Origin of the sequence: Nocardia niwae NBRC 108934 = DSM 45340, assembly GCF_001613465.1 — a bacterium.
Taxonomy (GTDB): domain Bacteria; phylum Actinomycetota; class Actinomycetes; order Mycobacteriales; family Mycobacteriaceae; genus Nocardia; species Nocardia niwae.
In genome coordinates, this window is the sequence record NZ_BDCK01000064.1 from 1 (window position 1) to 17,220 (window position 17,220).

The 17,220-nt window shown below is 68.1% G+C and carries 20 protein-coding genes; 8 read left to right on the forward strand and 12 right to left on the reverse strand.

All coding sequences use genetic code 11. The annotated features are described in order from the left end of the window. The coding region (locus NNI01S_RS32460; protein ID WP_218019294.1) for an NUDIX domain-containing protein at nt 1–618 on the forward strand (618 nt) is incomplete at its 5' end. Here NNI01S_RS32460 and NNI01S_RS32465 read toward each other — a convergent pair. Beyond that, entirely contained in the window at nt 602–1,966 is a 1,365-nt protein-coding gene (locus NNI01S_RS32465; protein ID WP_063025305.1) for an NsdA family TPR-like regulatory protein, read from the reverse strand. The genes NNI01S_RS32460 and NNI01S_RS32465 overlap by 17 nt on opposite strands. A 189-nt stretch (nt 1,967–2,155) precedes the next feature. Here NNI01S_RS32465 and NNI01S_RS32470 point away from each other — a divergent pair, with 189 nt between their 5' ends. Continuing rightward, a complete protein-coding gene (locus NNI01S_RS32470) occupies nt 2,156–2,437 on the forward strand; it encodes a hypothetical protein (RefSeq protein WP_063025307.1) in 282 nt (93 codons plus the stop codon). Beyond that, a complete protein-coding gene (locus tag NNI01S_RS32475) occupies nt 2,434–2,625 on the forward strand; it encodes a hypothetical protein (protein ID WP_063025309.1) in 192 nt (63 codons plus the stop codon). Before NNI01S_RS32470 ends, NNI01S_RS32475 begins: the two co-directional genes overlap by 4 nt. A gap of 272 nt (nt 2,626–2,897) precedes the next feature. Here the strand turns inward: NNI01S_RS32475 and NNI01S_RS32480 are convergent, their stop codons facing one another. From NNI01S_RS32480 to sdhC, 4 genes are all read right to left on the reverse strand, one after another. Continuing rightward, the gene (locus NNI01S_RS32480) at nt 2,898–3,671 is read right to left on the reverse strand and encodes a succinate dehydrogenase iron-sulfur subunit (protein WP_063025311.1); all 774 of its coding nucleotides are present in this window, start codon (nt 3,669–3,671) and stop codon (nt 2,898–2,900) included. Next, complete coding sequence (sdhA, locus tag NNI01S_RS32485) at nt 3,671–5,440, reverse strand: succinate dehydrogenase flavoprotein subunit (protein ID WP_063025313.1); 1,770 nt, start codon at nt 5,438–5,440, stop codon at nt 3,671–3,673. Before sdhA ends, NNI01S_RS32480 begins: the two co-directional genes overlap by 1 nt. A 15-nt stretch (nt 5,441–5,455) precedes the next feature. Beyond that, the gene (locus NNI01S_RS32490) at nt 5,456–5,887 is read right to left on the reverse strand and encodes a succinate dehydrogenase hydrophobic membrane anchor subunit (RefSeq protein WP_062971160.1); all 432 of its coding nucleotides are present in this window, start codon (nt 5,885–5,887) and stop codon (nt 5,456–5,458) included. A 73-nt stretch (nt 5,888–5,960) separates the two neighbouring features. Further along, complete coding sequence (gene sdhC, locus NNI01S_RS32495; RefSeq protein WP_083863252.1) at nt 5,961–6,359, reverse strand: succinate dehydrogenase, cytochrome b556 subunit; 399 nt, start codon at nt 6,357–6,359, stop codon at nt 5,961–5,963. A 275-nt stretch (nt 6,360–6,634) separates the two neighbouring features. On the opposite strand from sdhC, the gene NNI01S_RS32500 reads away from it, so the two are divergent. From NNI01S_RS32500 to NNI01S_RS32515, 4 genes are all read left to right on the forward strand, one after another. Next, nucleotides 6,635–7,036: a cytidine deaminase gene (locus NNI01S_RS32500; RefSeq protein WP_281180716.1), complete on the forward strand. Its 402-nt coding sequence runs from the start codon at nt 6,635–6,637 to the stop codon at nt 7,034–7,036. Between the two features lie 277 nt (nt 7,037–7,313). After that, on the forward strand, nt 7,314–8,603 hold the full coding sequence (locus NNI01S_RS32505; RefSeq protein WP_063025317.1) for a thymidine phosphorylase: 1,290 nt from the start codon (nt 7,314–7,316) through the stop codon (nt 8,601–8,603). A gap of 254 nt (nt 8,604–8,857) precedes the next feature. After that, nucleotides 8,858–9,955 (forward strand): adenosine deaminase, encoded by a 1,098-nt coding sequence (locus tag NNI01S_RS32510; protein WP_063025319.1) that lies wholly within the window; start codon nt 8,858–8,860, stop codon nt 9,953–9,955. Between the two features lie 66 nt (nt 9,956–10,021). Continuing rightward, nucleotides 10,022–10,678 carry a hypothetical protein gene (locus NNI01S_RS32515; RefSeq protein ID WP_063025336.1) on the forward strand — a complete coding sequence of 219 codons (657 nt, stop codon included), beginning with the start codon at nt 10,022–10,024 and terminating at the stop codon, nt 10,676–10,678. On the opposite strand, the gene NNI01S_RS32520 is transcribed toward NNI01S_RS32515, so the two are convergent. Genes NNI01S_RS32520 through NNI01S_RS32540 form a run of 5 tightly spaced genes read right to left on the reverse strand, consistent with a single transcriptional unit; the run spans nt 10,679 to nt 14,072 of the window. Further along, nucleotides 10,679–11,938 carry a SatS C-terminal domain-containing protein gene (locus tag NNI01S_RS32520; RefSeq protein ID WP_063025321.1) on the reverse strand — a complete coding sequence of 420 codons (1,260 nt, stop codon included), beginning with the start codon at nt 11,936–11,938 and terminating at the stop codon, nt 10,679–10,681. A 26-nt stretch (nt 11,939–11,964) separates the two neighbouring features. Next, nucleotides 11,965–12,312, reverse strand: coding sequence for a YbaB/EbfC family nucleoid-associated protein (locus NNI01S_RS32525; RefSeq protein WP_063025323.1), 348 nt, complete (start codon nt 12,310–12,312; stop codon nt 11,965–11,967). Next, nucleotides 12,309–12,650, reverse strand: coding sequence for a hypothetical protein (locus NNI01S_RS32530; protein WP_063025326.1), 342 nt, complete (start codon nt 12,648–12,650; stop codon nt 12,309–12,311). Before NNI01S_RS32530 ends, NNI01S_RS32525 begins: the two co-directional genes overlap by 4 nt. After that, complete coding sequence (locus NNI01S_RS32535; protein WP_063025328.1) at nt 12,647–13,756, reverse strand: C40 family peptidase; 1,110 nt, start codon at nt 13,754–13,756, stop codon at nt 12,647–12,649. The genes NNI01S_RS32530 and NNI01S_RS32535 overlap by 4 nt, the downstream gene beginning before the upstream one ends. A gap of 4 nt (nt 13,757–13,760) precedes the next feature. After that, nucleotides 13,761–14,072 carry a hypothetical protein gene (locus tag NNI01S_RS32540; protein ID WP_439956164.1) on the reverse strand — a complete coding sequence of 104 codons (312 nt, stop codon included), beginning with the start codon at nt 14,070–14,072 and terminating at the stop codon, nt 13,761–13,763. Between the two features lie 153 nt (nt 14,073–14,225). On the opposite strand from NNI01S_RS32540, the gene upp reads away from it, so the two are divergent. Next, nucleotides 14,226–14,849: a uracil phosphoribosyltransferase gene (gene upp, locus NNI01S_RS32545; RefSeq protein ID WP_063025330.1), complete on the forward strand. Its 624-nt coding sequence runs from the start codon at nt 14,226–14,228 to the stop codon at nt 14,847–14,849. Nucleotides 14,850–14,867: 18 nt separating this feature from the next. Here the strand turns inward: upp and NNI01S_RS32550 are convergent, their stop codons facing one another. Both NNI01S_RS32550 and NNI01S_RS32555 read right to left on the reverse strand, forming a co-directional pair. Beyond that, nucleotides 14,868–16,364: a phospho-sugar mutase gene (locus tag NNI01S_RS32550; protein WP_063025332.1), complete on the reverse strand. Its 1,497-nt coding sequence runs from the start codon at nt 16,362–16,364 to the stop codon at nt 14,868–14,870. Then, a partial coding sequence (locus tag NNI01S_RS32555) for a purine-nucleoside phosphorylase (RefSeq protein ID WP_439956165.1) occupies nt 16,365–17,220 on the reverse strand: 856 nt, incomplete at its 5' end.

A 17,220-nucleotide genomic window follows, 5' to 3' on the forward strand; every position in this document is an offset into this window, starting at 1 on the left:
GCTAGGCTGCCGCACCCAAGTATCCAGGCGCAAGCCGTGGGTTGCTCTCCGGAGGTGGGCGTCTGCGTATACGGTCGAACCGTGGCCCGAACGCAGTGGACAATCCACGGTGAGCACGTCGTGGACGAGAATCGCCATATCAAGTTGTCGACCGTCGATGTCGAGCTACCCGATGGAGTGAAGTTCACCCAGTATGTGGCACGGATGCCGAGGTGCGCGATGACGTTGGTGCTCAACGAAAGACGCGAGGCACTGCTCATGTACCGCCACCGCTTCATCATCGACCGCTGGGTGTGGGAATTACCGGGCGGCTATGTGGATCATGCCGAGGACGTCGCCGCCGCCGCGGCGCGGGAGGTGGAAGAAGAGACGGGTTGGCGTCCACGGTCGATGGAACGGCTGGTTACTTATCAGCCTGCGATCGGCACCTTGGATCAGCCGCAGGAGGTTTACCTCGCGCGCGGTGCCGACCTGACCGACACCGAACCCGATATCAACGAGGCCGAGGACATCCGATGGATTCCGCTCGAGGAAGCGGCCACGATGATTGATCACGGCGAGATCGTCGGCGCGGCGACAGTGGTGGCGGTGTACCGGGCGCTCAGTCTGCCCGCCTAGCGATCGAGAGCACCTGCTGTCGGAATTTGCTGACTTCCGGGAGCATGGCGTACGGAGCGAGTCGATTGCGAAGTTCTCGCAGGTATGCAAGCGTCCGCTGTGACTCCAGGCCGTTGGCGATCTCGAGGGCCTCGGTGCCGATCCGTACTGCTTCTCGCGGGTCGTCATTGGCATGGGCGGATGCCAGAAGGCACAGGTTGAACGCGCGCCCTCGGACGTAGCCGTCTGACATGTTCAATGACCGTTCGGCGAAATGCGCCGCACGGGCAGTGTCGCCGAGTTCACGGAAGCAGTGTGCGGTCTTGGCCGACAAATAGGCATCATCGAAGTACTCCAGCCAGGGAGGACGGGCGCTTTCAGCGCGGGCAAAGGCTCGTTCCGCCGCATTGAGGGAACCGGCGCACGAGGAACTGTCTGCGCGCGCCGCATGACCATGTGCCTCGATCACGTGGCATTCGGACTCCAGAGCTGCCAGTCCAGCGGTCCGCGCTGAGATGCGCGCCGCTCGAGCGAGGTCGATCGCGTCGCCCGGTCGGCCGACATAGATCGCTTGATGACTCATCGCGGCGAGGATCTCAGCGCCGAGTCCGGTGTCTCCTGCGGCGCGGGACATCCGTAAGGCTTGGATCAGATAGCGCTGTGCGAGGCCATGCTCTTCCAAATCATACGCGGCCCACCCTGCGAGCTTGGTGAGTTCAGCAGCGGCGGCGAACAACTGACGCCCGATCAGCTCGGTGTAGCTGCCACGCAGTAGTGGCGCCACCGAACTGTGGAGGTATTGAACGATGGTCGGGCGAACCTTCCCGCCACCGACACGATTGTCCAAGTCGGGGAAGGCGGCGTTCATCTTTCGCATCGCGTCGATATCGGACTGGCCGATCCGGCGAAGACCCGAGTAAGAGATTGGATGTTCCGGCGCGGGCATGGTCAGCCACCGCATCGATGCGGCCGGATAGACCGCAGCAGCGTAGGACGCTCCTTTCAAGAAACGTCGTCGCTCCACATCGCTCCTCCATAGTGCAGTGGTGACAGCCGTTGCCTCCGACAGACTCAACGAAAATTCCAACCCGAGATCGGCAGTACTCGGCCCACCGGACATTCCACAGTCGGAAGGGATTACACGGCGGCCCACCACTTCGGTCAGTACTTCGGCGACCAATTCCGGCCCCGGCGGCTTCGGCTGCTCGCCGGCCAGCCAACGACTTACTGCGGTGTGGTCGTAGCGGAGTGCGACCCCGACTGCGCTCCCGTGCTCGACTACGCGGCGCGCGAGACCTTTTCGGCTCAGACCGGCTTCCTCCAACAGTTCCGCGAGGTGCCTGTTCGGCTGCTTGGGCTGACGTCTCATGTCCGAGAGTGTGACACGGACAACAGCACGGACACCATGATCACGCCCGCGTTCACACACCCATTGCACACACCTGCCCGAGTTGCGCGTCTTACCGATGAGGGTATGTGCACGGTCTCCTGTAACTGTCCGGCGCCGTACGGCTTTGTCCACGTCGCACCACAGTGCTCACAACACTCGAGGTCAGTCATGCACCCTTTTGTTCCTATTTTGGTCGTCGCGATCCTCGCGACCACCGCCGCCTTTTGTTTGGGTTTGCGTTACCTCGAACGCGAGGACGAACCCTCTGCTACGACGGAACGAATTACGGGCCTCTTTCCTCGTGTCTCCGTCGCCGAAGCGCACCGGATCATGCAGCAGTATCGCGATTGCCCGGCCGAAACCTGTGACATCAAGCGGCTTGCCTACTGGACTTTGGTTGACGCCGGACGCATCACGCCGTCGCTGCGGGCGGAACGGATCGACCGATGACCATCACCTCGGCCGACGTCGAACAGTGGCGTCATTTCCATCGCAACTGTTTTGTGGAGGGCGCTTTTCGTTCCCTCGACGAGGCTAGGTTCGTCCTCAACGCTCATTCGGGGCACGGTCCAAACTGCCTGCAATACCTCGCCGCATCGGCGTACAGCAGCGGCTTGGCGGACGAGGCACTGGCATGACCCGCATCGGTTGGTTGCGTTGGGATGACGGGACCTGGGCTGCGGTCGACGAGTACGGAATCCCGCATCCGATCGGTGTCGACGCCTCGGAGGCTGTCGACGATTGCGACGCATCAGAGGATCACCTGCCACCTCCAGTGCTAGGAGAAAATGAAGGCCGACAGTTTCCGGCGAACGAGTGGCCGTGATGAATGCAGTCCGCTCCGGGAATCACGAAGGCCGCTTTCACCGGGTGGTGAAAGCGGCCTTCGGTTTTCGGCTGGGCCGAGAAATCAGCGGGTGAAGAGCAAGGCTCGCTTGACCTCTTGGATGGCCTTGGTGACCTCGATGCCACGCGGGCAGGCGTCGGTGCAGTTGAAGGTGGTGCGGCAGCGCCAGACGCCTTCGACGTCGTTGAGGATGTCGAGGCGTTCGCGGGCGCCTTCGTCGCGGCTGTCGAAGATGAAGCGGTGGGCGTTCACGATCGCGGCCGGGCCGAAGTAGCTGCCGTCGCTCCAGTACACGGGGCAGGAGGTGGTGCAGCAGGCGCACAGAATGCACTTGGTGGTGTCGTCGAACCGGGCGCGGTCGGCCTGGCTCTGGATGCGCTCGCGGGTGGGCTCGTTACCCGAGGTCATCAGGTAGGGCTTCACGGCGCGGAACGCGTCGAAGAACGGCTCCATGTTCACCACGAGGTCCTTCTCCACGGGCAGGCCGCGGATCGGCTCGACGGTGACGGTGATCGACTTGCCGCCCTTGGGCAGCATGTCCTTCATCAGCACCTTGCAGGCCAGCCGGTTGACGCCGTTGATCCGCATGGCGTCCGAACCGCAGACACCGTGCGCGCAGGAACGGCGGAAGGTGAGCGTGCCGTCCAAGTAGGACTTGATGTAGATCAGTACGTTGAGGAAGCGATCGGTCGGCAGGACCGGCACCTGGAACGACTCCCAGTGCGCGCCCTTGTCGTCCTCCGGGTTGAACCGGGCCACCTTGACGGTGATCATCACCGAGCCCTCGGGGACCGGAGCGGGCTTCTGCGAAGAGGGTGCTTCGGCAACAGCAGTCATCAGTACTTACGCTCCATCGGCTCGTAACGGGTCTGCACCACCGGCTTGAAGTCCAGGCGGATGTCCGAAAGGAGATCCGAGCCCTCCTTGTAGGCCATCGTGTGACGCATGAAGTTCACGTCGTCGCGGTCCGGGTAGTCCTCGCGAGCGTGGCCACCGCGCGATTCCTTGCGGTTGAGCGCGCCGACCACGGTGACCTCGGCCAGCTCGAGCAGGAAGCCGAGTTCGACGGCCTCGAGCAGGTCGCTGTTGTAGCGCTTGCCCTTGTCCTGCACGGTGATCCGCGCGTAGCGCTCCTTGAGCGCGTGGATGTCGGTGAGCGCCTGCTTGAGCGTGTCCTCGGTGCGGAACACCGAGGCGTTGTTGTCCATCGACCGCTGCAGCTCGGTGCGGATGTCGGCGACCCGCTCGTCGCCGTGCTCGCTCAGCAGCTGGGCCAGCCAGTCCTGCACCATCTGCGCCGGGTTCTCCGGCAGCTCGACGAACTCGCTGCGCTGCGCGTACTCCGCGGCGGCGATGCCGGCGCGGCGGCCGAACACGTTGATGTCCAGTAGCGAGTTGGTGCCCAGACGGTTGGCGCCGTGCACCGAGACGCACGCGCACTCGCCCGCGGCGTAGAGGCCGGGGACGATGTCGCTGTTGTTGCGCAGCACCTCGCCGCGGATGCGGGTGGGGATGCCGCCCATCACGTAGTGGCAGGTCGGGAAGACCGGCACCAGTTCCTTCACCGGGTCCACACCCAGGTAGGTGCGGGAGAACTCGGTGATGTCGGGCAGCTTCTCCTCGAGCACGTCCTCGCCGAGGTGGGTCACGTCGATGTAGACGTAGTCCTTGTTCGGCCCCGCGCCGCGGCCCTCCAGCACCTCGAGCACCATCGATCGGGCGACGATGTCGCGCGGCGCGAGGTCCTTGATGGTGGGGGCGTAGCGCTCCATGAACCGCTCGCCGTCGGCGTTGCGCAGGATGCCGCCCTCGCCTCGCACGGCCTCGGAGATGAGGATGCCGAGCCCGGCCAGGCCCGTCGGGTGGAACTGGTGGAACTCCATGTCCTCCAGCGGCAGGCCCTTGCGGAACACGATCGCCATGCCGTCGCCGGTCAGGGTGTGCGCGTTCGAGGTGGTCTTGTACATTCGGCCCGAGCCGCCGGTGGCGAACACGATCGACTTGGCGTGGAAGACGTGCAGTTCACCGGTGGCCAGCTCGTAGGCGACCACACCGGTCGCGACCGGGCCGCGATCACTCTCCGTGAGCACCAGGTCCAGCACGTAGAACTCGTTGAAGAACTCCACGTCGTGCTTGACGCAGTTCTGGTACAGCGTCTGCAGGATCATGTGGCCGGTGCGGTCGGCGGCGTAGCACGCCCGGCGGACCGGCGCCTTGCCGTGATCGCGCGTGTGGCCGCCGAAGCGCCGCTGGTCGATCTTGCCCTCGGGCGTCCGGTTGAACGGCAGGCCCATTTTCTCCAGGTCGAGCACCGCGTCGATGGCCTCTTTGGCCATGATCTCCGCGGCGTCCTGGTCGACCAGGTAGTCACCACCCTTGACGGTGTCGAAGGTGTGCCATTCCCAGTTGTCCTCTTCGACGTTGGCCAGCGCGGCGCACATGCCGCCCTGGGCCGCGCCGGTGTGGCTGCGGGTCGGGTACAGCTTGGTCAGCACCGCCGTCCGAGCACGCGGGCCGGCCTCGATCGCGGCGCGCATGCCCGCGCCACCCGCGCCGACGATGACGACGTCGTAGCGGTGCTCCTGAACGGGTCGGGATTCACTCATCGAGGGGGCCTGTTCCTAACTGATGTTGGGGTCGAAGGTGAAGATGACGTAGGTGCCCACGCCCATGATCAGGATCATCGAGATGGCCAGCAGGGTCTTGAGCCAGAAACGGGTCGAGTCCTTGCGGGAGTAGTCGTCGATGACCGTGCGCAGGCCGTTGCCACCGTGCAACTGCGCCAGCCACAGCATGGTCAGGTCCCAGAACTGCCAGAACGGGCTGGACCAGCGGCCTGCGACGAACGCGAAGTTGAGTCGCTTCACGCCGCCGTCGAGCAGCAGCATGATCGCCATGTGGCCGAGCACCAGCACGATCAGCAGCAGGCCGGAGAAGCGCATGAACAACCACGCGTACTTCTCGAAGTTGTTGTTCGAGCGCGCGCGCGGCGAGCGCGGCAGGTCCAGGCTGGCCGGACGGTCGTACGACTTACCGATGACAGGTGCGCTCATGCCTCCACCTCGCTGGCGCTCGCTTCCGACATGACCGCACTGGCGGCTGTGTTCATGAATCGCTCGCTCATGATCAGTGCTCCGTGAACAGGTAGAAGAACTGGCGCCCGATCGCGGGAACAGCCAGCAGGAACCAGATCGCGAGGATGATCCAGAGCATCAGGCGCTGGTACTTCGGGCCCTTGGACCAGAAGTCCACCAGGATCACGCGGACGCCGTTGAGCGCGTGGAACAGGACTACGACGACCAGGCCCATCTCCATCAACGCCACGATGGGCGTCTTGTAGGTCTCGATCGCTTCGTTGTAGGTGTCCGGGCTCACGCGCACCAGGGCGGTGTCCAGCACGTGGACGAAGAGGAAGAAGAAGATGGTGACGCCGGTGATCCGGTGCAGCGCCCACGACCACATTCCGGGGTCGCCTCGGTACAGCGTCTTCCGCTTCGGCTGGGCCGGAGCTTCAATCGTGGTCATAGAGTGCGGTGCCTCCAACGTCGTTGATGGACCCGGTCGCAGGTCCGACGCCGACGGCGTGGCGGGCGAATGCCCAGGTGGCTGTACTCCGGCCCGTCGCAGGAACCTGAACCGATCTGTTCTGGACTCTAATCCTCCAGCAATCCCGGAACTAATTCGGCGTACCGTGCGTTGCGCGACAGTCGATCGGGTTAGGCTTACCTTTCTTGATGGGTGCGGGGTTCCGTCGTGGCCCTCGCGCGGCCGTGTCGGAGTCGGTCGGAGAGAGGTTCCCTGTGCCGGAAATCGACTGGAAGTTGTTGCGTGACAACGCATTTCGAGTTATGCGGAACGCCTATGCGCCGTACTCGCGGTTTCCGGTCGGCGCCGCGGCTCTCGGCGCCGATGGCCGAATTGTGAGCGGTTGCAATGTGGAAAATGTCTCATACGGTCTGGGCCTGTGTGCCGAATGTGTACTCATCGGTAACTTGATTTCGGGCGGCGGGGGCCGTCTGCTGGCCGTCTCGGTGGCGGATTCGCGCGGCCAAATCCTCATGCCCTGCGGGCGCTGCCGCCAATTGCTCCACGAGCACGGCGGAGGCGATCTCCTGGTCGATCACAAAGCCGGACCGGTTCCCTTGCGCGCACTGCTGCCCGACGCGTTCGGCCCCGACGACCTGGACGCGGGACAGGTGTAGCGAGCCCATCGGCGTCGCGCGCTCGGGAGTGGCGGCCCTTTGCTGAAGTGACGCTCGGGCGATGCTCGCGAGCCGAGCCGAGCCGAGCCGAGCCGAGCCGAGCTCAGCCGAACCGAGCCGAACCGAGCCGTGCGCCGCATCGCTCGGACAACCCAGACCAGGCGAACGAGCGGAACGACGGTCGCGCCGCGAGTACGTCCACGAGCCGGCGCGACGTCGGGATGCGTCCCATCGGAGAGAACCCGGGTGCGCGGCGGCGCATGCCAGACTGTCGACCGTGACGGCTCTGGACGCGGTTTCGATCATCACCGCCAAGCGCGACGGCGGGGAGCTGTCGGATGCGCAGATCGACTGGGTGGTCGACGGGTTCACCCGCGGCGCGGTGGCCGACGAGCAGATGTCCGCGCTGGCCATGGCGATCTTCTGGCGCGGGATGACCCGCCGCGAGACGGCACGCTGGACCGCCGCGATGATCGCCTCCGGGCGGCGCATGGACCTCACCGGCCTGCCGCGCCCGACCGTGGACAAGCACTCGACCGGCGGGGTGGGCGACAAGATCACGCTGCCGCTGGCCCCGCTGGTCGCCGCGTGTGGCGCCGCCGTGCCGCAATTGTCCGGGCGCGGTCTCGGCCACACCGGCGGCACCCTGGACAAGTTGGAATCCATCCCCGGCTGGCAGGCCGACGTGCCGGTGGCGCGGATACGCGAACTCCTGACCGACCAGGCCGTCGGCGCGGTGATCTGCGCGGCGGGCGCGGATCTGGCTCCCGCGGACCGGCGGCTCTACGCCTTGCGCGACGTCACCGGCACGGTCGAGTCGATCCCGCTGATCGCCAGCTCGATCATGAGCAAGAAGATCGCCGAGGGCACCGCGGCGCTGCTCCTCGACGTCAAGGTCGGCTCCGGCGCGTTCCTGAAGACCATCGACGGCGCCCGCGCCCTGGCGACCGCGATGACAGAACTCGGCGACGACGCCGGCGTCCGCACCGTCGCACTGCTCACCGCCATGGACACACCGCTCGGTCGCACCGCGGGTAACGCCCTGGAAGTCGCGGAATCGGTGGAGGTGCTCGCGGGCGGCGGTCCCGGGGATGTCGTGGAGCTGACCATCGCGCTGGCTCGGGAAATGGTCGCGCTGGCCGGGCTCGACGTCGATCCCGCCGACGTGCTGGCCGACGGCCGGGCGATGGACCACTGGCGCGCCATGATCCGCGCCCAGGGCGGCGACCCGGACGCGGCGCTGCCCACCGCGAAACACACCGAGACCGTGCGCGCCGACGCCGACGGCGTGCTGACCCGGCTCGACGCCCTGGGCGTCGGGATCGCCGCGTGGCGGCTCGGTGCGGGGCGGGCGCGTCAGGGCGATCCAGTTCAGTTCGGCGCGGGCATCGAGATGCACGCGAAGCCGGGCGATGCCGTGACAGCGGGCCAACCGCTGCTCACCCTGCACACCGATACTCCCGAGGCGTTCCCCGGGGCCATGGCCGCTTTGCGCGACGCCGTCACGATCGGAACCGATGCCCCCCTCGCTCCGGACGCGCTGATTCTCGAGCGCATCGGGTCCTGACGAGGCCGCGAGCACGGGATCCAGCGCGATCGCCGCGATCGTGTCCCGATTCGCCGGTCCATCTCGGCGGAGCGTGGCTCGACGACCGGGTGGCGGAGCCGCGCACATCTGCGCGGCTCGCGGAGCGGTTCGCGGGTGTGGCGCCGAACCGGGCGGTGTCCGGTTGTGGACCCGCTCGCATCCGGCGGGCAACGAGACGGTTGTTACGCCCGGACTCGGCTGCCGTTTCGGCGCGCTGCGGCTACCGTCGATACATGACTGGACCGATGCCTCTGACTCTCGCCTCGATCCGCCAAGCGCCCAAAGCGCTGCTGCACGACCACCTCGACGGTGGCTTGCGGCCCGCTACGGTGCTCGAACTCGCCGCGTACAGCGGCTACGACGACCTACCCGCCACGGACGAGGCGTCGCTGGCCGCCTGGTTCCGGGACGCGGCCGACAGCGGATCGCTGGAACGGTACCTGGAGACCTTCGCCCACACCGTCGCCGTGATGCAGACGCCCGAGGGCCTGCGCCGGGTCGCCCGCGAATGCGCCGAGGATCTCGCCGCCGACGGTGTCGTGTACGCGGAAGTGCGTTTCGCCCCTGAACAGCACTTGGAGCGCGGACTGACGCTGGACGAGGTGGTCGAGCACACGCTCGCCGGATTCCGCGAAGGCGAGGCGGCCGCCGCGGAGCGGGGGCACCCGATCGTGGTGACCTGCCTGCTCACCGCGATGCGGCACGCGGCGCGCTCGCGGGAGATCGCGGAACTGACGGTGCGCTTTCGCGATCGCGGGGTCGGCGGCTTCGACATCGCGGGCGCCGAGGCCGGTTACCCGCCGAGCAGGCACCTCGACGCGTTCGAATACATGCGTGCCAACAGCGCGCACTTCACCATCCACGCGGGCGAGGCCTTCGGTCTGCCCTCGATTCACGAGGCGCTCGCGTTCTGCGGCTGCGACCGGCTCGGCCACGGCGTGCGGATCACCGACGACATCAGCGTGCCGGGCGCGATCGAGGAAGCGCAGCTCGGGCTGGTCGCCAACTACGTCCGGGACATGCGTATTCCGCTGGAGCTGTGTCCGTCGTCGAACGTGCAGACCGGCGCCGTGCCCTCGCTGGACAAGCACCCGTTCGACCTGCTGGCCCGTCTGCGCTTCCGCGTCACGGTCAACACCGACAACCGGCTGATGAGCGACACCAGTATGAGTCAGGAGATGCTCAAACTGGTCGAGACGTTCGGCTACGGCTGGAGTGACCTGGAACGGTTCACCATCAACGCCATGAAGTCGGCGTTCATCCCGTTCCCGGAGCGGCTGCGGATCATCGACGACATCATCAAGCCCGGATACGCCGTGCTCATCGGATAGTGCGCCGTTCGAGCGGGCCGCGCGGTTGCGCAGCCGGTCGGCAACCAGTTCGCTAGCGTGGCGAACATGGCGACCTTGCGTATTCCCCGCCGGTTCAACGGCCCGCCCGATTCCGGCAACGGCGGCTACGTGGCCGGTCTGCTCGCCGCCCAGCGCGACGAGCGGACGGTCACCGTGATCCTGCGCAGCCCGCCCCCGCTGGAGACGCCGCTGGACGTGCGGGACGAACGGCTGTACGACGGTGACCGGCTGATCGCCGAGTCGAAGCCGGGCGAACTCACGCGGGACGCACCGCATCGGATCGCGTTCGCCGACGCGGCGGAGGCATCGCGCAGCTACACGAGCATCGAGATGTTCGCGTCGTGCTTCGTCTGCGGCAGCGGCCGGGCGGACGGGCTACGCATCGAACCCGGCCGGGTCGACGAGCGCCGAGTGGCCGCGCCGTGGGTGCCCGACGACACCGTGCCGCTGGGGCCGCCGCTGGTCTGGGCCGCGATGGACTGCCCCGGCGGCTGGTCGCTCCCCGGCATGCTCGAGCGTCCCGCACTACTCGGCTCGATGACCGCCACGGTGCACGGCATCCCCGAGGTGGAGGAGCGCTGCGTGGTCGTGGGCGAGTTCCACGGCGAGCAGGGCCGCAAATGCTGGACCTCGACAGCGGTCTACGGCGCCGGCGAACGCCTGCTCGGGCAGGCCGAGCAGGTCTGGATCCGGCTGAGCTAGTTACTGCTTGTCGAGCCGGGACTCCAAGTTGCGTTCCAGCTCGCGCCAGGCCTGGGCTTCGGCGGTGAACGGCGGGTTGGGCGCCAACCGGGTGGGGTCGGGATTCAGCAGGTAGGAGACGTACCAGCCCAGCGGGGTGGATTGGGCCAAGGCCTGCTCGACCGTGGCGTCGTCGGCGTAGTCGGCGGCGTCGGTGAACAGCTCGACCGCCAAGTCGAGCTGCTCGATGTCGACCGCTTCCGGGCCTTCGGCCAAATCCTCGGCCAAGCCGGGCAGCACATAGACGTTCTCGTCGGTCACCTCGACCTCCAGCGAGCCGTCCACCGCCGCGGTCTGCACGTCGGAAAAGGTGCTCACGCGGGCCAAGTCGTGCTCGTGGTCGTCGGCGAGGTAGCGGGCCAGGGCGCGCTCGGAGGAGAACACCGTGATCGCGCCCTTGGAGCCGAGGAAGATCGGCTCGTCGTCGAGGTAACAGCGCAGCGTGAAGACGCTGCCCTCGGACGTGACGATCTTGACCGGGTCGATGCCGACCTCGTGCCAGAACGACTCGTCCTCGTCGTCGTCTTCCTCGTCGTCTTCCTCCTCATCGAGGTCGACGGGCTCGAACTCCTCGTCCTCGTCGCTGTCGGCGGCGTCGTCGGCGTCGACCACGTTCTCCTCGGCCGCCAGCAGCTCGGCCTCCGCGACCGCGACCGCCTCGGCGTCGACCTCGGGCGTCTGCACGACGGAGTCGATGGCGTCCAGGACGTCGTCCCAGCCCTTGGCGATGGCCGCGCCGATCTGGTCCCACAGCTCCTCGCCGTCGCGGCCGACGAAGGCGCTCACTCCGCCGGGCAGCGCGCCGAGCACCGGATGGGAACCGAAGAACTTGGTGACCGTCTCCAGTTCGCATACCTCGCCGATGTTGCGCACCATGCCGAGGGTGTCCTCCAGCTCGGCGATGGTGTCGACGTCGGGCTCGCCCGCCGCGAGTTCCGGCACCGCGACAAGATCGAAGGTGAAGTTCTCCTCCGGCTCCAGTTCGACCGCGGAAAGACCGGCGACGACCTTCCACGCCGGATGGTCGACGAGGTCGTTGTCGGCGTTGGTACGGATGAACGCGGCCAGCTCCGCCACGGACTCGAAACCGTAGAGGGCGTCCTCGTGACCGAGGAACGCCTCCCACTCGTCGTCACCGTCTCGCCAGCGCGGTGCCCACAGGGTGACGAGATCGCCGTCGGTCAGGCCGAGCTCGATCGGGACGATGTCTCCAGAAGCCATGTGCGGAAGCCTATCGACCTTCCGCGTCAGGCACTATCCGGCCCGCCCCCATTCGTTCCCGCGGGCGGCTGCCCGGCCGGGACGAATGACTCGTTCAGTGTCGCAACGACCTTGGACCGCTGCGCGCCGGCGTCCTCCGCGGCCTGCCTGCACGCCCAGACGATCAACTGTCCGACCTCGGCCGGCGGCAGCGATGTGACCGATTCCGCCAAGGTCAGGCCGACCAGGGCGCCGTCGCTGTTCACCTCGACGCTCACCGCGCCGTCCTCCGAGGTCCACCGTCCACGCACCTGCTTCAGCCCGTAGAGCGCGGCTTCCAGCGCCTCCAGTTTCTGGGTGGCCGAGGCGACCAGGGCGTCCATTTCCGCACTCATACCGGCCTCATCCAGCTCGTCGGTCCCGTGTCCGCGTCGTCGATCCGGTCCAGCTCGTCCACCGCCTGCTGGCGGGTGGGCAGGCCGAGCCGGTCCAGGATGTCCGACGGCATGCCCGCCTCGGCGAGCAGTTCGCGCCGCCGCGCTCGCGCCGCGATGGTGGATCGCTGGGTCAGCCGGAGGATTTCGTTCGCGAGCGACTGTGCGCCATAACGGTATTCGCTGCGCTCGAACTTGATCTCCACCGGCATCCCCTGATCGGTCGCGCGCACCGAGATGGTGCCCGACCGGTTGCTGCTGGCGGCCACCGTGACGTTGGGGACCTGCGGTCGGGTCATGCCGTCGGCCTGTAGAAACCGTAGAAGTCCATGCCTGAGTTCTCCGTTCGAATCGAGCTGATCTGGACCGGGTCACCCGCCTCGACCAACTGTCCGTTACCGATCACCATGGCCACGTGGCCGTCCCAGATCGCGAGGTCGCCGGGCATCAGGTCACCGGCCGACACCGGGGTGGCCCCGTTGCCCTGGTCACACGCGAGCCGGGGCAGGTCGACGCCGGCCTCGCCATAGGCGTACTTGGTGAGCCCGCTGCAGTCCAATCCCGAGCCCGGGCTGTTGCCGCCCCAGACGTACGGCGTGCCGACGGCGCCGATCGCCGACCGGACCGCCGTGGCGGCCTGCTCGTTGGGCGCCTCCACGACACTGCCGTCGGGCAGCGTGATCTTCACGCCCTTGCCGTCGTCGGGCGCCCCCGACGAACCGGTGTCCGGTTTGGGCGTACCCGTAGTGCCGGGCGTACCACTGGAACTGCGCGAGGACGCCGACTGCAGCGGTGTGGCCATCACGGTGCTCAGCAAGGAGCCCGCACCGTTGAGCACGCCGGACGCGGCGGACGCCGCCTGCTGCACGCCGGCGGCGGGCACACCGGCGAGCGATGGCGTGGTCGGCGGCGGGGTGAGGTCGTTCATGGACGCGGTGTGCGTCTGCAATTCGTTCTGAACCCGGCCGACGACGCCGAGCGCTTGGTTGAGATGGTCGATCGCGGAGCCGACGAGCACCGCCATACCTTCCGGTGTCGCCAGGACCGGACCCATGCTCGCCGCGGTGTTCACGAAGGACTGCGCGATGTCGGTGAGGTCCTTCTGACCCGTCTCGACCTCGCCCGCGGCCTGGTTCACGACCGTCGCCATCTCGTTGCCGCGATCGGAGATGGTGGCCGCGGAGGTCTGCACGCGCAGCGCCTTGGCGGTGGCCGCGTCGGCCGCGCGGCCGTCCCACGCCGCGTTCATCCCGTTGATGCTGTCGCGGCCCATCTGATGGATCTGGTCGACCACGGACGAAGTGCTGCGTAGCGCGTCGGTGGGACCGCCCGCGGGCAGCACGCCGCTGCCGAAGCTGGCGAGCAGGTCGAGAATCGGTTGAGCCAGCGCGTTGACATCGATCACGAGCTCACTCCAGCTCGCCGGCCGCGCTCTGCAGCGCGCTCGCGTGGGTGGCGTCGGTCTCGGTGAGCACGGCCGCCGCGCCGGTGGCCGCGCCGCCCATGCTGGTCAGCACCGCCGACAGCTGGCCGATCGCGGCCACGTGCCCGGCGTGCGCCGCGGCGTAGGCCGCCATGAAATCGCCACCGATCAACCCCATGATCGGGCCGAGCAACGCGGGCTCCGCCGCCGCGGCGCCGGCCCCGGCCGCCGCCATCTCACCCGCCATGACGTGGGCGGTCGCGCCGTAGGCCGCAATGCCTTCGGTGTCCGCCGACATCTTTCGCATCAGAGCTTCCCCCATCTGTTGTTCCCAGGCAGAGTACGTCATCCACTTGGTTCGACGCGCGCTGTTCCGTTTCGGTTCCGCCGCTTCGGAAAAAAGTCCGGTGGCGTCCGGCGGCGCACCGGCGACCGACCTTATCGTTCCCTCATGCGCACCCACACCGTGGAACATCCACTCGTCGCCGCCCTGCTCACCACGATGCGGGACGAGCGAACGCCGAACCCGGCTTTTCGTGCCGCACTGCGTGATCTGACCGGGATCCTGATCTACGAGGCGCTGCGCGACGCGGAGGTGGAGCGTTTCGAGATCGTCACGCCGGTCGCCCCCACCGAGGGCATCCGGCTGGCCCGGCCGCCGTTGCTGGTTCCGGTGCTGCGCGCCGGACTCGGCATGATCGACGCGGCCGCCGAGCTGATCCCCGACGCGAGAATCGGGTTCGTCGGTCTCGCCCGTGACGAGGACACCCACCTGCCGGTGCCCTACATGGAATCGCTGCCCGCCGATCTCGCCGGGCTGCCGGTGTTCGTGCTCGACCCGATGCTGGCCACCGGCGGCTCGATGCGGCACACCCTGGAGCTGCTCGCGGCGCGTGGCGCCACCGACATCACCGCGGTGTGCGTCGTCGCGGCGCCGGAAGGCGTTGCGACACTCGCGGACTCGGGCCTGCCGGTGCGGCTGGTGACCGCCGTCGTCGATACCGGACTGAACGAGAACGCCTACATCGTGCCCGGCCTCGGCGACGCGGGCGACCGGCAGTTCGGCCCGCGCTGAACGTTCCGCGTGGCCGGGTCAGAACTTCCGGCAGAAATCGCGCAGCGCCGAGAGACGTTCGCGTGCCGCGGCTCGCGCGGCCGGAAGGCCGGCGCGCGAGCCGACCGGCTCGACCACCTCCAGGTAGCACTTGAGCTTCGGCTCCGTCCCGGAAGGGCGGACGACCACGCGGGAAGAAACGCCCTCGAAGATCAGTGCGTCGGTCCGCATCCGGCCCCGCACCCGCAGCTGATCGGTGTATCCGACCGGCTCGCCCGCGATCTCGCGCGGCGGGTCCGCGCGCAACCGCTCGATTACCGCGGCCGCGTCGGCGGCGGAGTCGAGCCGCAGCGACACCTGGTCGCCCGCGTGCAGGCCGAATTCGACCGCGTAGTCGTCGAGTTCGTCGTTCAGGTCGCGGCCCACGGCCTTCAGCCGGGCCACCAGGTCGGCGGCCAGCACGGCGGCGCAGATGCCGTCCTTGTCCCGGACCGCCGCCGGGTCGACGCAGTGGCCGATCGCCTCCTCGTAGGCGTAGACCAGGCCGTCACCCGCGCGGGCCAGCCATTTGAAGCCGGTGAGCGTTTCCGCGTAGCGGCCGCCGCGCGCGGGCGCCAGCTTCGACAGCAGCCGCGAGGACACGATGGTCGTCGCCACCAGCGCGTCGACCGGGGCGGTGCGCAGCACGCAGTCGGCGAGGAGCACGCCGGTCTCGTCGCCGCGCAGCATCCGCCAGGCGCCGTCCGGCCCCGGCACGCCCACCGCGCATCGGTCCGCGTCCGGATCGAGTGCGATCGCCACGTCGGCGCCGACGCGGGCAGCCGTCGCCAGCAGCAGATCGGTCGCACCGGGTTCCTCCGGGTTCGGGAACGCGACGGTGGGGAAGTCGGGGTCGGGCGCGAACTGCTCCTCGACCACATGGACGTCGGGAAAGCCCGCCGCGCGCAACGCTTCGACCGCGAGTTCGCCGCCGACGCCGTGCAGCGGGGTGAGTGCGATCCGGATCCCGGCGCGCTCGCCCGAACCGCCGATCCGAGCGGGGATCTCGGCGACCCGGCGCAAGTAGCGGCGCACCACGTCGTCGTCGGCGGCACTGACCGGCGCACGGTCGATCGGCTCGGCGACCGCCTCGATACAGCGCTCGATCTCCGCGTCGGCCGGGGCGATCAACTGCGAACCGCCATCGAGGTAGACCTTGTAACCGTTGTCGGCGGCCGGATTGTGCGAGGCGGTGATCTGCACCCCCGCGACCGCGCCCAGCTCACGCACCGCGTACGCGACCACCGGCGTGGGCAGCGGACGCGGCAGCAGCGTCACCCGGAAGCCCGCCGCCGCGAAGATCTCCGCCGTCGCCTCCGCGAACTCGGCGGAACCGTGCCTGGCGTCACGTCCGACGACCACCGCGCCGCCGCCGAGACAACGATCGCGCAGCCACGCCACGATCCCGGCGGTCGCCCGGCTCACCGTGGTGACGTTCATGCCGTCCGGGCCGTCGCGCAGCGGCCCGCGCAGGCCGGCCGTGCCGAAACGCAGCATCTACACCCGTTCCAGGACGCCGCGCAGCAGTTTGCCGAGCCGGGGCGCGGCGGCGTGTCCTTCGGCGAGCACCTCCGCATGGGACAGATGCGCGCCCGTGACCCCCGCGGCCAGATTGGTGACCAGCGAAATGCCCAGCAGCCGCGCCCCGAGCGCGCGGCAAGCGATGGCTTCCAGCACCGTGGACATGCCGACCAGGTCCGCGCCGATCGTGCGCAGCATCCGGATCTCGGCGGGCGTCTCGTACTGCGGCCCGGTGAGCCCCGCGTAGACGCCCTCGGTCAGGCTCGGGTCGATCTCCCTGGCCAGCGCACGCAGTTCGGGATCCCAGGCGTCCACCAGGTCGACGAAGGTCGCGCCCGCCAGCGGCGTGCTGCCGGTCAAGTTGAGATGATCGCTGATCAGCACCGGCTCACCCACCCGGAGAGCGGATCGGATACCGCCAGCGGCGTTGGTCAGCACCACGATCTGCGCGCCCGCCGCCACGGCCGCCGACACCGGATGCACCACATCGGCGGGCTGGTACCCCTCGTACAGATGCTGGCGGCCCATCAGCAGCAGCACGTCGTTGTCGTCCACCTGAACGGAATGGATCACGCCGACATGGCCCTGTGCGGTCGGCGTCCCGAAACCGGGCAACTCCGGCATCGGCACCGACGCCCGCGGCGCCCCGATTTCCGCGGCCGCGTCCTGCCAGCCGGACCCCAGCACCACCGCGACCCGGTGGCGCGACACTCCCGTACGTTCGGCGATCGCCTCGGCGGCCTGTTCGGCAAGCATGATCGTCACCATAGCTGTGTTTGTTTGGCCGCGCCTTCGGCGCGGCGGGTTCGCGGCCCCCTTGTGGCTCGCGTGT

Bases quoted from the DNA above. Each gene is read 5' to 3' on its own strand.
- NNI01S_RS32515 (WP_063025336.1), top strand. From the start codon at position 10,022: ATGGCGACCTTGCGTATTCCCCGCCGGTTCAACGGCCCGCCCGATTCC.
- upp (WP_063025330.1), top strand. From the start codon at position 14,226: ATGCGCACCCACACCGTGGAACATCCACTCGTCGCCGCCCTGCTCACC.
- NNI01S_RS32480 (WP_063025311.1), bottom strand. From the start codon at position 3,671: ATGACTGCTGTTGCCGAAGCACCCTCTTCGCAGAAGCCCGCTCCGGTC.
- NNI01S_RS32550 (WP_063025332.1), bottom strand. From the start codon at position 16,364: ATGCTGCGTTTCGGCACGGCCGGCCTGCGCGGGCCGCTGCGCGACGGC.
- NNI01S_RS32520 (WP_063025321.1), bottom strand. From the start codon at position 11,938: ATGGCTTCTGGAGACATCGTCCCGATCGAGCTCGGCCTGACCGACGGC.
- sdhA (WP_063025313.1), bottom strand. From the start codon at position 5,440: ATGAGTGAATCCCGACCCGTTCAGGAGCACCGCTACGACGTCGTCATC.
- NNI01S_RS32470 (WP_063025307.1), top strand. From the start codon at position 2,156: ATGCACCCTTTTGTTCCTATTTTGGTCGTCGCGATCCTCGCGACCACC.
- sdhC (WP_083863252.1), bottom strand. From the start codon at position 6,359: ATGACCACGATTGAAGCTCCGGCCCAGCCGAAGCGGAAGACGCTGTAC.
- NNI01S_RS32530 (WP_063025326.1), bottom strand. From the start codon at position 12,650: ATGACCCGACCGCAGGTCCCCAACGTCACGGTGGCCGCCAGCAGCAAC.
- NNI01S_RS32540 (WP_439956164.1), bottom strand. From the start codon at position 14,072: ATGTCGGCGGACACCGAAGGCATTGCGGCCTACGGCGCGACCGCCCAC.
- NNI01S_RS32510 (WP_063025319.1), top strand. From the start codon at position 8,858: ATGACTGGACCGATGCCTCTGACTCTCGCCTCGATCCGCCAAGCGCCC.
- NNI01S_RS32490 (WP_062971160.1), bottom strand. From the start codon at position 5,887: ATGAGCGCACCTGTCATCGGTAAGTCGTACGACCGTCCGGCCAGCCTG.
- NNI01S_RS32465 (WP_063025305.1), bottom strand. From the start codon at position 1,966: ATGAGACGTCAGCCCAAGCAGCCGAACAGGCACCTCGCGGAACTGTTG.
- NNI01S_RS32475 (WP_063025309.1), top strand. From the start codon at position 2,434: ATGACCATCACCTCGGCCGACGTCGAACAGTGGCGTCATTTCCATCGC.
- NNI01S_RS32525 (WP_063025323.1), bottom strand. From the start codon at position 12,312: ATGAGTGCGGAAATGGACGCCCTGGTCGCCTCGGCCACCCAGAAACTG.